This window comes from Methanosaeta sp. UBA356, from assembly GCF_002496465.1.
Classification (GTDB): domain Archaea; phylum Halobacteriota; class Methanosarcinia; order Methanotrichales; family Methanotrichaceae; genus Methanothrix; species Methanothrix soehngenii.
Genome location: NZ_DAKC01000118.1, coordinates 3,173 through 16,533, shown reverse-complemented (window position 1 = coordinate 16,533; position 13,361 = coordinate 3,173). Strand labels below are relative to the sequence as shown.

The 13,361-nt window shown below is 54.4% G+C and carries 15 protein-coding genes; 7 read left to right on the top strand and 8 right to left on the bottom strand.

Going from position 1 to position 13,361, the window contains the following annotated elements; all coding sequences use genetic code 11:
• Window positions 1-2: 2 nt before the first annotated feature.
• The 5 genes from BP727_RS11295 to BP727_RS11275 form a co-directional block, all read right to left on the bottom strand.
• Window positions 3-1,241 carry a glycosyltransferase family 4 protein gene (locus tag BP727_RS11295; RefSeq protein ID WP_286858918.1) on the bottom strand — a complete coding sequence of 413 codons (1,239 nt, stop codon included), beginning with the start codon at window positions 1,239-1,241 and terminating at the stop codon, window positions 3-5.
• A 65-nt stretch (window positions 1,242-1,306) separates the two neighbouring features.
• Window positions 1,307-3,091, bottom strand: a complete 1,785-nt coding sequence (locus BP727_RS11290; protein ID WP_286858883.1) for a glycosyltransferase — start codon at window positions 3,089-3,091, stop codon at window positions 1,307-1,309.
• 7 nt (window positions 3,092-3,098) lie between these two features.
• Window positions 3,099-3,827 carry an RAD55 family ATPase gene (locus tag BP727_RS11285; protein WP_273272067.1) on the bottom strand — a complete coding sequence of 243 codons (729 nt, stop codon included), beginning with the start codon at window positions 3,825-3,827 and terminating at the stop codon, window positions 3,099-3,101.
• A gap of 170 nt (window positions 3,828-3,997) precedes the next feature.
• Complete coding sequence (locus tag BP727_RS11280) at window positions 3,998-5,602, bottom strand: replication factor C large subunit (protein WP_286858881.1); 1,605 nt, start codon at window positions 5,600-5,602, stop codon at window positions 3,998-4,000.
• A complete protein-coding gene (locus BP727_RS11275; RefSeq protein ID WP_286858879.1) occupies window positions 5,603-6,031 on the bottom strand; it encodes a pyridoxamine 5'-phosphate oxidase family protein in 429 nt (142 codons plus the stop codon).
• Between the two features lie 74 nt (window positions 6,032-6,105).
• Here BP727_RS11275 and BP727_RS11270 point away from each other — a divergent pair, with 74 nt between their 5' ends.
• From BP727_RS11270 to BP727_RS11250, 5 genes are read left to right on the top strand one after another with little or no spacing between them, the layout of a single operon-like run.
• Entirely contained in the window at window positions 6,106-7,590 is a 1,485-nt protein-coding gene (locus BP727_RS11270; RefSeq protein WP_286858878.1) for an acetyl-CoA carboxylase biotin carboxylase subunit, read from the top strand.
• Window positions 7,591-7,592: 2 nt separating this feature from the next.
• The gene (locus BP727_RS11265; RefSeq protein ID WP_286858877.1) at window positions 7,593-8,462 is read left to right on the top strand and encodes a biotin--[acetyl-CoA-carboxylase] ligase; all 870 of its coding nucleotides are present in this window, start codon (window positions 7,593-7,595) and stop codon (window positions 8,460-8,462) included.
• Window positions 8,459-8,875 carry a Mov34/MPN/PAD-1 family protein gene (locus BP727_RS11260; protein ID WP_286858876.1) on the top strand — a complete coding sequence of 139 codons (417 nt, stop codon included), beginning with the start codon at window positions 8,459-8,461 and terminating at the stop codon, window positions 8,873-8,875. The genes BP727_RS11265 and BP727_RS11260 overlap by 4 nt, the downstream gene beginning before the upstream one ends.
• 34 nt (window positions 8,876-8,909) lie before the next feature.
• Window positions 8,910-9,341 carry an adenylyltransferase/cytidyltransferase family protein gene (locus BP727_RS11255; protein ID WP_013719191.1) on the top strand — a complete coding sequence of 144 codons (432 nt, stop codon included), beginning with the start codon at window positions 8,910-8,912 and terminating at the stop codon, window positions 9,339-9,341.
• 41 nt (window positions 9,342-9,382) lie between these two features.
• The gene (locus tag BP727_RS11250) at window positions 9,383-9,847 is read left to right on the top strand and encodes a phosphopantetheine adenylyltransferase (protein WP_286858874.1); all 465 of its coding nucleotides are present in this window, start codon (window positions 9,383-9,385) and stop codon (window positions 9,845-9,847) included.
• A 22-nt stretch (window positions 9,848-9,869) separates the two neighbouring features.
• Here the strand turns inward: BP727_RS11250 and BP727_RS11245 are convergent, their stop codons facing one another.
• Together BP727_RS11245 and BP727_RS11240 are read right to left on the bottom strand one after the other, a co-directional pair.
• Window positions 9,870-10,934, bottom strand: coding sequence for an NAD(P)/FAD-dependent oxidoreductase (locus BP727_RS11245; protein WP_273271366.1), 1,065 nt, complete (start codon window positions 10,932-10,934; stop codon window positions 9,870-9,872).
• 302 nt (window positions 10,935-11,236) lie between these two features.
• Window positions 11,237-11,680 carry a winged helix-turn-helix domain-containing protein gene (locus BP727_RS11240; RefSeq protein WP_013719194.1) on the bottom strand — a complete coding sequence of 148 codons (444 nt, stop codon included), beginning with the start codon at window positions 11,678-11,680 and terminating at the stop codon, window positions 11,237-11,239.
• A 206-nt stretch (window positions 11,681-11,886) separates the two neighbouring features.
• Here BP727_RS11240 and BP727_RS11235 point away from each other — a divergent pair, with 206 nt between their 5' ends.
• A complete protein-coding gene (locus tag BP727_RS11235; RefSeq protein ID WP_013719195.1) occupies window positions 11,887-12,138 on the top strand; it encodes a hypothetical protein in 252 nt (83 codons plus the stop codon).
• A gap of 72 nt (window positions 12,139-12,210) precedes the next feature.
• A complete protein-coding gene (rnhA, locus tag BP727_RS11230; RefSeq protein ID WP_273271367.1) occupies window positions 12,211-12,660 on the top strand; it encodes a ribonuclease HI in 450 nt (149 codons plus the stop codon).
• Between the two features lie 266 nt (window positions 12,661-12,926).
• Here the strand turns inward: rnhA and BP727_RS11225 are convergent.
• Window positions 12,927-13,361: PDDEXK nuclease domain-containing protein (locus BP727_RS11225; protein WP_286858869.1), on the bottom strand; the 435-nt coding region annotated here is incomplete at its 5' end.

Below are 13,361 nucleotides of genomic sequence, written 5' to 3'. Positions count from 1 at the left end.
GCCTATAATCCCTCTGATCTCTTTCTGAAAAACGCGATTGCCTCCTCGTAGATGGCCAGGGTGCTCTCCGCTGCCTTCTGCCAGCTGAAGTTGGTTTGGGCTCTCTTTCTGGCGTTTTTTCCCCAGGACAGGAGACGTTCTTTATCCTCCAGGGCGAGGTTGATTCCCCAGGCCAGATCGGCTGGATCGCGGGCATTGACATGAACCCCCGTCGGCTCATCTTCAGCCGGATTCTTGACGATCTCCGCCAGGCCGCTGGTGCCTGCCGCCCCTACCACAGCCGCCTTGCCCATGGCCGCTGCCTCAAGGGCCACTATTCCGAACGGCTCATACAGGCTGGGAAATACGCATAGGTCGGCAAGGGCATAGTGAAGCCTCTTCTCCTCGGCATCGACGAAATCGGTGACGAGAGTTATATTGCCCTGCCGCTCAGCCTCTACTTTAGCCCATCCATCCAGGCTGCCGACCCCCAGCACCAGGAGCTTAACCCTGCTGTGCTCCGACTGAACACTGGGCAGGGCGGAGAAGAGCTCTCTGATACCTTTGACCGGCTCCAGCCGTCCTACGAAGAGAATTACGATATCATCCTCATCAAAGCCGTATCTCTCTCTCAAAGCAACCAGGGATTCTCGATCTACCTTTTCAGGATCGAAGAACTCGCAGTCCACTCCATGATAGCAGACCCGGATTTTGTCCTCAGAAATCCCCTGACCGGCCAGCTCCCTTTTCATGGCCTCGGATACGGTTATCACCAGGTCTGCTACCTCTAGGCCCTTGTGCTCTAGAGCCACGATTTGCGGGTTAGGATTTGAGGACCGGCCGGTCTCCAGGCCGTGGACATGATAAATCAGTGGAGTCCCTTCTCTCCTGGCAGCCATGCCACCAGGGAGGGCCAGCCAGTCATGGGAGACGAGCAGATCAAAACGATCCTCTTCTTTCAGATGGTCAAGAGCGAGCTGGTTGTAGCTGAACAGGTTGAGCAGATAATCCAAGCCCTGACCCCACCGCAAGGTCTGGGGGGAGAGAAAGATCTCCATTCCGTCCCTCATCGCAAGGGGCATCTCTCGGAAGACATCCACCCCGACCAGCATCTCATGCCTGGGAGACTCCTTCGAACCCCAGGAGAAGACGGTGACCTTCTGGCCAAGGGCAACCAAAGAGCGAGATATGTTATCTGCATAGACCCCCAGCCCACCATAGACTAGGGGGGGGTACTCGGTGCTGAAATAGGCGATTCGCATTGACTTCAATCGATGTCACTCCTGATGATGGTTTATTTTAATTCAGACCGGAATTTTATCCGAGGTCAGACGGTCAGATTTTTATAATACTCCATTACGGGCTGGTCCCAACTGAACTGCCTGGCCAGGGAGAACGACTCCTCGCACAGCAGCCGGTATTTCACATCATCCTCCAGATAGGTCCGGGAGAAGTAATCCAGAGCTAGGGCATAGTCCATAACCGTCTCCTGAGGCTGCAGTTCGATGTTGTCCACAACTACAACCCCACCCAGCCCTGGCACCCGATGCTCGACCTTTTTCAGGGCATCGCTGAATCCTGCGCTCCGGCTGACGATGCTGGGGGTTCCTTCCCTTCCCGCCTCCAATGCGGTGAGAAGAAAGGGTTCGTACTGTGAGGGGAAGATGCCAGCGACGCAGCCGGCCATGACCTCGTCCGTTCTCATTCCCAGGCCGCCGTCATTCGGTCCCAGCCATTGGGGATACAGAACGGCAGCCACCGATCTCCGGCCGGAGATCAGCTCATCCTTGTTGAGCCGTCGATCATTGATCATATTCTCCAGGCGGATCTCATCGCCCAACAGAACCTCTATGGGAAGGTTGATGGGGAAGCCCTCGGGAAGCTTATCCTTGGATTTGGGCCCATGGGAGGCGATGAGGAAGCACACCACCCGAGTCTGATCTGCATGTCGCTGTCCCATCATTCTGTGCCGCAGGAGATGATCCTGAAGCACCAGGGCATCGAGAAGCTGAGGATAACCTTTGTTCTCTATCTCTATCCTGGAAATGGAGAATACGGGAATGATATTTTCCCTCTCCGGGCAGCTGCCCTCGCAGTTCTTATAGAGGTTATTGATGATGAAATCCTGAATCCGTGCCCGGCAGCGCTCCTTCTTATTCCAATCGATTCGATCGCCCCTAACATCGATTCCATTGCGAATGACGACCCCTTTCATGCGGTAAAAGAGCATTGCCTCCTTCATCGTCGAGTCGCCCACGAATGTGACCCCATCGGCATAGCGGGCCAGCGCCTCCAGAGCGGCAAAGCCCAGAGGGGTTCCAGGTTCCATTTTTGAGTCATTCTTTCTGATCTTCTCCAGCGACCGGTAGCCGGCCGTCCTGCCGGGAACGGTTGCATGGAAGGTGCAGAGAGTTCTTACCGGAATGCCCAGCTTCTCCAGCCTGGCGGCGGCATAGAAGATCCCAAACTCGTGGCAGTGCAGTGAGGCCCTCACCCTGGGCATAACCGACCGGGCAAACTCGACCACCGCCTTATCTGCATACTTCTTTGTGCTCTCCTCAGGTGACTGAGCGAGGATACGCACCAGCTCCGAGACCGCATAGGAGAGGTTTAAATAGTGATTATACTCCCAGCCATAGTGCTCCTTCTCAAATCTCATTGAGTCCAGTCCCAATAGATCGAAGGCCTCTGTCTTAATGGCATTATTCAATGTCATCTCTCGGTCCTTCCAGCGCACCAATCGAGACTGATAGTAATTGGTATTAAACAGAACATAGCCGATGGGAACGCTTTCCTCGACCCGTTGGCCGGTGACGCTCTCCATTCCCAGGGAGTTCAACTCCGCCAGGGTTAGGGCGAGCTCCTCACCCATGTCCAGCCGGTTGAGTGCCGATATGTCCGTCACCCGGTTTCGGCCGGTATTCCAATCCGATCCGGCAGTGGGATAGTTGGGGCCGACCACCAGGATACGAAATTCGCTATCTAATTCCCCTTTAGCCACCAGCCGGGCGAGGGTTGTGGCCTCGGCATCCACCACATTCCATATGCCTCCCATCTTATTGGAGACAGGGCCCGCTTCCTCTGCTGCCAGGATGATCCATCTTTCTATCATTCTAACCTCATGGATAAGGAGAGAGCGTTGATACGGAGATGCCATCGTCCGATATGTCCAGCACCCGGATGCTATTGGCGATCTTCGAGCCCCTCATCTTCATTACATAGATCGATCTGATGAGCGTATTGCCTATTCTCTCCCGGTTCAGCATGGTGGCGGAGTCTGCTCCATACTCCAGGAACTGATTGGTGCCAAAAGCGGTGCCTATGGTGACCAAGCAGGTCACCCCGCTGGAGCGGATGGTGCCGAAGAGGTCATCCGTCAGCGAACGGATCTTAAAGGGCGCTTCTACCGCCATAAAAAATGCAGTCAGATCGTCGATGAATAGCCTTTTAGGCTTTTCTTCCTGCAGCTTTCTCTCCACGAGCTTTCTGAAGTTGATGAGAAAATCCACCGGATCGACATCGATGCTCTTCTGCAGCCTGAGAACTGGGTCTGTAACGTCTATGAGGCTCAGCTTCCCATCTTTTTCCAATGCGCCAAAATCCCAGCCAAAGGAGGACATCATCTCCCGTCTCATGTATTCTGCGCTCTCAGAGGGTGTGATGATCATTCCCTTCTCCCCCTGTCCTATGCCATGGTGAATGAACTGGCTGGCGAAAACAGTCTTGCCGGTGCCTGAGGAACCGGTTATGGTATTTACAGTTCCTTGATGAAATCCGCCACCTACCATTTCATCAAAACCAGGTATGCCGGATTTCATTCTAGGAAATTTGCTGCCTTGTACTGCCATAATTAACACCCCTTGCAGCTCTTGCGCTTTGGTTTGCAGCGCCCGCTGCAGTTTATTTTCTCAATTATGCTAGTTAGCCCTTTCGGTTAAGCTTGCTGGTTATTCCGTCTGAAAATATGGGAATCTTCAGACAGATCACTGCTCAAGAAGCTTTAGGCTCCCGCCAGAGATCAAAAGTCGAATAGGGACTTCTGCCTTTTCCCTGACTTGAAGGTGGATTCCTTGATATCCTTTTTGCCTTCATTAGCCTCACCCTCTGTCTTCCTTGGCCTGCCTCTTCTCCCAGGCTCTTTCGCCTCCGGTCCATTCAGCCCTGTTTCCGGGCGGTGAACGGAAGGGGCAGCAGACTGGCTGTCCTGCCCTGCCGGCGCCCTTGCAGGGTGACGAGTCTCATCATCTGGCAGGCCCTCCACAGAGAGCGTCTGGAGAAGGCCATCAGATCTCTTATTGAGGGTGGGTTGGCTGCTCTTCCGCCATGCCAGCTCTATCTCCTCGATCTGTTCTCTGCTTTGAATTCTCATCGCTTCCTCGAAGATGTTCTGCACCTTCTTTGTGCCAGGAGAGCTTCCCATGAGCAGAGCGATCTCCTCTGCGGTCAGATCCAACCGGGCGGCCAGTTGGGGAGCGCCTTTCTTGTCTTTGAGCAGCATTCCCACAAAGTCCATCAGCTCCGAGCGGGCGAAGGCGAGCGATACATGGCAGTGCCTGCCGATCTTTCTGGCGGCAGAGTCCCTTATCGATCTGGCTTTGCGGGTCTGGCCCATCCTTCGCCACAGGCTGGGTGGACGGAAGGCCACATAACCATGCCTGCGCTCCTTCTTTGCCGCCTGCACTCCGCCGGTCATGAGATAGCTGGCATAGCGCCACAGGCCGTAGTTCTGCCTCCGCCGTACCCTGCCCAGAAATATGTCGCTTCGAGCCAGGGTCTCGAAGCCCCGGAGGAGATCCTGGCCGGAGTATGCCAGGGGCAGGTTCTCATCCACCCAGTTGATCAGATCCTCCGGGCTCTCGTCCAGATTATAGGACGCTTCCAGGGCCTCCTTGGCGTTATTGCCCTTGTAGATCACCTCCAGCACCCGGAAGATGGAGGATTTGACATCCCTCTGGGCAGTGGCTAGATCCTCTTCCCTGAGCGTCTCCTGGCCTTCGGCGGCTGCCTGCAGATCGTTGATCCCGGAGCGCATGTCTCCCCCTGCCCTCTCGGCGATCGTAACCAGCAGATCGGGATTGCAGTCTATGCCCTCAGCCTGGCAGATCGCCCTCAATGCCTGGGCGATGGTGGTGGAGCGCACCGACCGGAACTGAATTCCCCGGGTCGCATCTCGGAGTGACTTATCGATCTCATAGTACTCATTGGCAATCAGTATCACTGGCTGGAGAGTATTCCTGACCAGGCGGAGCATGGCCGCTGCTCCGCCTCGGTCGGCAGTGCCATGGAGGTTGTCTGCTTCATCTAAAATAACCAGCCTCGGTTTTCCGGAGAACGTCTGACTTCGCGATGCTGGAACGGCAATCTTCTCGATCATGCCTGCGGTGCGAGCATCTGAGGCATTCATCTCAATGTAATCCCAATCGAAATCATGTGCCAGGGCTAAAGCCGCCGAAGTCTTTCCCGTTCCCGCCGGGCCGTATAGAATGACCGCGCCGGTGATGGGCTCGCTTCTCTCCCAGGAGAGAGCCCACTCCCGCAGGTCGTCTATCGCCTTGCCATTGCCAAGAACCTGCTTGAGGGTGGCTGGACGATACTTCTCCGTCCACTTTAAAGGTGCGGGCATCTACCAGACGCCCTCTCTTCCCGTCAGCTCATCGATGACAATCTCCCATATGGTCATATCCATCCTCTCCAGGTCCTGGCGTTGAAAGCTCTTGCCTCCATGGCCGCCCAAACCCTTTCTGGTGAAGGCATCAAACATCCTCTGCTTGGCTTCTATGTCATCCGATAGCTCTGCCCTGCCGAAGGCATTGACGCTCGTCCATTTTCCCTTCTCCAGATGGTCTACCTGAAAGCAGATCCGCGGATTTTCAGCAGCATACTGGACCTTTCTTCCCATCCCTCGGGAATGAAGGTAGATTTTGCCCTCGTGGTACACAAAGGACATTGGAACCACATAAGGCTGGTCTTCTCTGGATAGTCCTAGCCTGCCGTATCTGGCTGAGGAGAGGAGTGCTATGCATTCATCATCTGATAGCTCCCTGGGTTTCATGATCTGCATTTGGTCCTCCAGGTTTTTATCTTTTGCCAAAAAGGTTTTACCCTGGCAGAGACTTTCATATGCGGATGTTCAACAAGATCCTGATAGCCAACCGGGGAGAGATCGCCATCCGGGTTATGCGAGCCTGCCGGGAGCTGGGCATCCCGAGCGTGGCCGTCTACTCCGAAGCGGACAAAAATGCCCTCTTCGCCAAGTACGCTGATGAAGCAGTCTTCATAGGCCCATCTCCATCCAGCCAGAGCTACCTGAAGATAGACAACATAATCAAGGCCGCCCTGGAGACCGGTGCAGAGGCTATCCATCCTGGATATGGCTTTTTATCCGAGAACACCGTCTTCGCCTCCACCTGCAAGGAAAATGGCATCGTGTTCATTGGACCACCATCCACTGCCATTGACGCGATGGGCTCGAAGATCACCGCCCGTCAGACCATGAAGGAGGCAGGGGTGCCAATCGTTCCGGGCATTGAAGAGGGGATCAACGATCCGGATGAAGCGATGGACCTGGCAGACGGCATCGGCTACCCGATCATCCTCAAGCCGGCGGCAGGCGGTGGGGGAATCGGCATGAAGATCGTGGGAAGCCGGGAGGAGATGCTGCCCGCCCTGACCTCATCTCAGTCCGTAGCCCGCAATGCCTTCGGCGACGATACGATATACATCGAGAAGTATCTCACCGAGCCCAGACATATCGAGTTCCAGATCCTGGCGGATGAGATGGGAAAGACGATATATGTCTCCGACCGGGAGTGTTCCATCCAGCGCCGCCATCAGAAGCTAATAGAGGAGTCACCCTCGCCGGTGATGAGCGATGAGCTGCGTGAGAGAATGGGCTCCATCGCCGTCAAAGCGGCCAAAGCCATTGGATACGCCAGCGCCGGGACGGTGGAGTTCATGTACTCCCGGGGAGACTTCTACTTCCTGGAGATGAACACCCGCTTGCAGGTTGAGCATCCCATCACCGAGATGGTGACCGGGGTGGACCTGGCCAAAGAGCAGATCCTCATCGCCGCCGGCCAGCCCCTGAACTACGATCAGAGCGACATGCAAATACGGGGCTGGGCGATAGAGTGCCGAATAAATGCAGAAGACCCGTTAAACGATTTCTCTCCTGCTCCTGGGAGGATCAAGGGATACAGGAGTCCCGGCGGTCCGGGTATCAGGGTGGACAGCGGGGTATATTCCGGCTACCTGATTCCTCCTTACTACGATTCCTTGATCTCCAAGCTTGTCGCCCATGGCAAGGACCGCAAAGAGGCAATAGCCAGGATGGAGCGGGCCCTCTATGAGTATATCATCGTGGGGGTTAAGACCAACCTCATCTTCCATAAGGCAGTGCTCAGGAATGCCAGGTTCAGAAGTGGTGACTTCAATACCGGCTTCATCAAGGAGGAGAACATCGCCGAAGCGGTGAAGAGGGTAGCAGCAGAGGATCATGACAAGAACGAGTCTTTAGCTTCTGCTCTTGGGGCTGATAACCGAAAGGTAGCGGCGATCGCAGCTGCAGTGGGTTCATACCTGAGCCAGCAGAAGCTGGAGGAGAAGAGCTGATAGTGGCTGCTTACGGGGGTGATGCATCATCCGCTGAGGCTCGCCGGAGGTCCAAGCTGAGCTCCGGTCCCCATCACAGGGATAGAGAGTTGGCTCCACTGGACAAAGATCGGATCCTCTCCTGCCTCGGTACCAGGTGGCTGGGAAGGGACTTGCGCCTCTTTGCCCAGCTTGCCTCCACCAATGAATTGGCCATTTCGCTGGCTCAAAAGGGCGAGAGTGGCACAGTCATCTTGGCTGAGGTTCAGACCAGGGGGCGGGGCAGGCTCTCCAGACACTGGGAATCGCCATCAGGAGGAATCTGGATGAGCCTCATTCTGAGGCCGGATATCCCCATAGCTCTCGCCTATCAGATCAATATGGCAATCTGCGTTGCCGTCTGCAGAGCCATATCCAATTTGCTCGGCCTCAATCCGGGAATCAAGTGGCCCAACGACCTTCTGATCGGGGAGAGGAAGGTGGGAGGCATATTGATGGAGGTTCAAGCAGAGGGGGAACGGCTGGAATATGCCGTTGTGGGTGTGGGCATCAACGCCAATATCGATCCGTCCGCTTTCCCAGATGACTGGATGGCGACATCTTTGTCCCGAGAGGGTGGATATGAGGTCTCTCGCACTGCTCTGATCCAGAGAACTCTCTTGGAGATAGAGAGGGCATATGAGAATTTGGGATCGAAGGAGATCTATGATGAGTGGCGCCGCCGCTCCGTAACCATTGGCAGGATGGTGCGCATCTCTGCAAACTCTGGAGAGCTGGTGGGCGAGGTGGAGGACCTGGCGGAGGATGGGGCCTTATTGTTGAGGAGGAATGACGAGGTGGTGCGAGTTCTGGCAGGGGACTGCATCCATCTGCGGGGAATGGGAGGACTATGAGAAAGAAGCGGATAGCTGGCATTGCCAGAGATACTCTGAATTTTATACTGGAGGCATCGCGGTCCACAGCCCCGTCGGAGTTCGCCGGACTTCTCCAGGCGGATGGTGATATCATAACCGAGGTTCTGATACTGCCTGGCACAGAGAGCTCCCGCATGAGCGCTCTGGTCCGGCTCTATATGCTTCCCAATATGAAGGTGGCGGGTTCTGTTCACAGCCATCCCTCAGGAGCGCTCCGCCCCTCAGAGCCGGATCTCCTGTTCTTCTCTCGCACCGGCGACTACCATATCATCGTCGGTCCGCCGTTCGATGAGCAGAGCTGGGTCTGCTATGATGCAGCAGGAGTGAGGCGAGCCCTCCCCATCCTGGATGTAAAGTTCGATGACGATGACTTTGATGATGATCTCGATTGAAGAGGCGGCACAAGCCGGGAACGGAGATTGAGCAGTGACGCTGGTAGTTGCCACCGGCACCTTCGACCTTCTCCATCCCGGGCATGTCCTTTATCTGGAGCGATCAAAAGCCCTGGGAGATGAGCTGGTGGTGATAGTCGCCAGGGATGTAAATGTGCGCCATAAGGCCAAACCCATCCTGCCCGAGGAGCAGAGGCGGAGGATGATAGAATCCTTAAAGCCGGTGGATAGAGCGATTCTGGGCGAGGTGGGCGATATCTTCCGGACCATAGAGGACCTCCGGCCGGACATAATCACCCTGGGCTTTGACCAGCACTTCGATCCCTTACGCCTGGAGCATGATCTCTTCCGTCGCGGCCTGCATCCCAGGATTGTGAGAATAGAAGAGCAGGAGCCCTGTGAGCTGTGCAGCTCCAGGCGTATCGTCAACAAGATCCTTGAACGATTCCGGGGTCGTCGTATCTAGCCGCCAAGTACTTATACGGCACTGATAGTTTGCGGGCCTGTATGGCCAGAGTCGCGGTAGGAGGCACCTTCGATCCCATTCATGACGGTCATTTAGCCCTGCTCCGGCGCGCTTTTGAGTTGAGTGGAGATGGGGAGGTGGTTATAGGCCTAACCTCAGACGAGATGGCCAGGTCGAGCAGGACCAGATCGGTGCGCAACTATGATGTACGAGAGAAGAACCTGCGCGCTGTAATTAAGAAATGCTTTGGGATTGACGATGTTCACATCACGAAGATCACAGACCAATGCGGTCCATCGATCTATGAGAGCTTCGATTTTATTGTGGTATCTCCTGAGACCCTGCCTATGGCGGAGAAGATAAACCGCCTCCGGGCCAAGAAGAACCTGCAGCCCCTGCAGATATCAGAGATAGAGTATCAGATGGCCCAAGATAAGGTCCGGATTAGCTCCACCAGGGTATCTGAGGGGAAGATCGACCGGCATGGTCGGGTCTTAGTTGGCTGAAGACGGATCGAAACCCTATATTCTACTTAAATCTCTTGATAAATGACTTATCGATCCAGCTCTTCAGAGAGTAGATCAGCCTGGTGGGCACTCCAATGCAGGTCTTCCCCACCACCCCTACCGCGCAGTCCGAGCCCAGGGATATGAGCGCTACCTGGCTGTCGGTGCTGGCCCGTACCGAATACCTCTCCTGGGCCCTACCTTTTATCAGATGGGAAAGGTGGCGAGCGAGGTACTTGGCCTGTCTCTCCGCCTCCAGACCGGTCTTGGTGGCCAGACGGCCATCGATCTCCACCCAGGCGCAATCGCCTATAGCAAACAGATTGCTCTTTAAATTGAGGTAGGGGTCCACCAGCAGCCAGCCGTTCTTCTTGGGCAGGTCCAGATCCTGGATAAACTGGGAGGGCTTCACTCCTGCCGTCCATATGGCCATATCGCAGTCCAGGCAGGTATCGTCAGTGAACATTATGCAGTCCTTCTTGACCTCAGCCACCTGGGTGGAGGTGAGGATGTTCACCCCCCTCTTGGACAGGGCCCTCTCCACCAGCTCGGACGTTTGAGCTGAGAACTGGGGCAGGACGCGCTCCCTCGCCTCAATGACATATATGCTGGCATCAAGGCTCTCCGCCAGGATGGATGCCGCCTCCACCCCGGTGAGGCCCGAGCCCATGATCATGATCCTCTCCGGATAGTTGTCCTCCACGAATCGTCGGGCCCTCTTGGTCTCCTCCAGGGTGTTGATGGAGAAGGTGTTGTCGACGCCCCGGATGCCGAAGTAGTTCTGAGCGGCACCGGTGGCGATGACTGCATAGTCGAACTCCACCTGTGACTTCTCGCAGACCACGGTGCTTCCCTCCAGGCGGAGGGCCTTCTCCTGGATGTGATGGGCTCCCACCCGCTCGCAAAATGGTTTGAGGGGGGCGGCCAGGTCCTGCAGCCTGGCGACCCCTCCTAAATACTCGGGATAGAGGGCTTGCATCTCTATCTGCTTTTTGGGCTCGATCAGGGTGAACTCCAGTGGGCAGGGTGCCGCCACTCTTATCAGCTCTGCGCCGGCAATGCCTCCGCCAATAACCGCTACCTTCATGATCTTTTGAACCTCTCAGACCCGTGGCTGTGAATCGTCGATTTCTCTGATTGGACACGTCGGTTATAAATGCATCGAATCTGAAGACCTCTTTTAAGCCTATCGATGATGTATTTTCATTAGGCCAGGGAAAGCAAAAGGGAATTCAGATCTACACTACTGGAGTGCCTCCTGGGGCGAGGGTGATAAGACTCAAAATGAGCACCTGGGAAGCACTAGGAAAATTGATTCGGAGACGGCTAGGCAGAAGGCCAGAACTATGAAGTTGACGGTCCCGGTGAAATTAGAAGCTGGATCAATATTCATTCATTAGCTAACAGCAGCTGTTCATTCCGGTCTCTTTCATCACTGGGCGAATCGCTCTCATACTTGATGATCTCTTTTATCAAATCCTGGCCCGGCCCTACTACATCTGAAATGTCATTGCAGGAACATGCCCTAGAGTCGCAGTATTTCAGAGCAAAATACTCGGAGATCGTGTCATCCAGCTCCATGAGCTTCTTTACGATGGGGTTCTTTTTATTCAACCTGTACATCTTCGCTTGGCCTACTGACCTGGTGGCGGTAATCAGGTCCAACGCCTCTAATTTAGGCCACGCCTTGAATAGTGTGGCTCTACTTAGATTTGCACCTTCTGCTATATCTGTTTTTGAATAATCAAAGCACTCATTATCCATTAAAAAGTCCAGTACCTTTAGCACTGGGCTTTTAATTCCAAGTACTCTTATGAATAAGGACTCATCCATTTTCTTCCTCCTCCTCTTCCGTTTTCCCCATATCAATGCACATGGGTGTACGGATAAGTAGTAGATACTAATATGTACTAATATGTACTAGTATGTACTAGTATGCAATAAGGTTTAAATACTTTGCTAGTATTGTTTTAAAAAGTGAACACAAATAAAATATAACTGAATATTTAGGGGTTGAATGGCTGAGCGAAGATATAAATTTGATCTTAAAAGCGCAGATCTTAAAGAAGCTCCGCAGGCATGGGTATTGGGGCGGTCGTCATACCGCATACGACGATCTCACAAAGGGCATCCCGAAACATCTTCGCGGCCAAGCGAAAGACGCAGCAGAAGAGCTTATCATAGGGGAGTTCTTGCTTCCCAAGCAAACTGGTTATGGCCTTCATGTGTCATTGAACCCGCAAAAGAAGGCTGATATAGATAATCTCATCCGGGATGTCTTAAAAGAATAAAAATGTTTTTTTAATGGGACAGGAACAGTTGCATACAATTTTTATAATGGCACATGCAGTCTGACTCTTGAGATGATCACTGTTTACTTCGACGGCCTCTGCTATCCCAAAAATCCCGGTGGAGTGGCGGCCTATGGCTATCTGATCTGCCGCGACAAGGAGCCGATCTGGAAGGGCTTTGGCGCTGTAGGGGAGGGCCGGGGGATGACCAACAACGTGGCGGAGTACGAGGGCCTCTTGGCCGCAGCCCGGTGGCTGAATGACGAGGGGATCGATGAGAAGATACAGATCCGGGGGGACTCGGAGCTGGTGATCAAGCAGATGAAAGGGGAGTACCGGGTGAACTCGGCTACCTCTAAAAAGTATGTCCCCCAGATCAAGGAGCTTCTGGTGGGAAAGGAGGTGAGCTTTCAATGGGTTCCGCGAGAGAAGAACGAAGAGGCAGACCGGCTCTCACGGGTGGCGTATGAGAGCTATGTGCGAAGGAAAAAGAGCGGCTCTGATTCGGTATCTGCTAATTGATGCCGCTTGTGCCTTTTGCTTGGCTTAGAAGCTGAGTGATAAATTGAGTTGCAGAGCGATCCTTTGGATAAGGACAAAAAAGATACACACCGTAACGGGCGCAGTATTGCCTATAAGGAGTTCATTGTCAAAAAGCTTGGCTGGCATGTCCGAGCTGCCCGGCTACATCCCCGATATGAATCCCGGCATCCAGCCACCATGAAGCAGCACTATGCCTTAGTAGATGCGGTTTTATGCGTTTCCGATTTCTCTCCAGGACCAGGCGTTCATCCTGAAGAACCGCTATTGTGGCGATCCCATCCAGGAGGCTTTTCTTCTCTTGCTTCCACCTGCCCCTTAGCCAGCCGTATGGCCTCATGCAACTTGGCCTCCAGCATCTCCCTCGGTGGTAGCTCCACCAGATATTCAGCCACCCTGATCTCGCCCCGGTCGAGCTGCAAAAGTTCAATCTGCTCCCGGTTCTTCTCGCCGCACAGGATCAGCCCTATGGGCGGCTCCTCATCCGGCCGACGCTCGTATCTGTCCAGCCAGCGCAGATAAAGCTCCATCTGGCCCTTGTAGGCAGCATCGAAGCTGCCCAGCTTGAGCTCTATGGCCACCAGACGATGCAGGCTGCGGTGATAGAAGAGCAGGTCGAGGTAGAAGTCCCTGTCTCCGATGGTCATACGCTTCTGCCGGGCGATGAAGCTGAAGTCCGTACC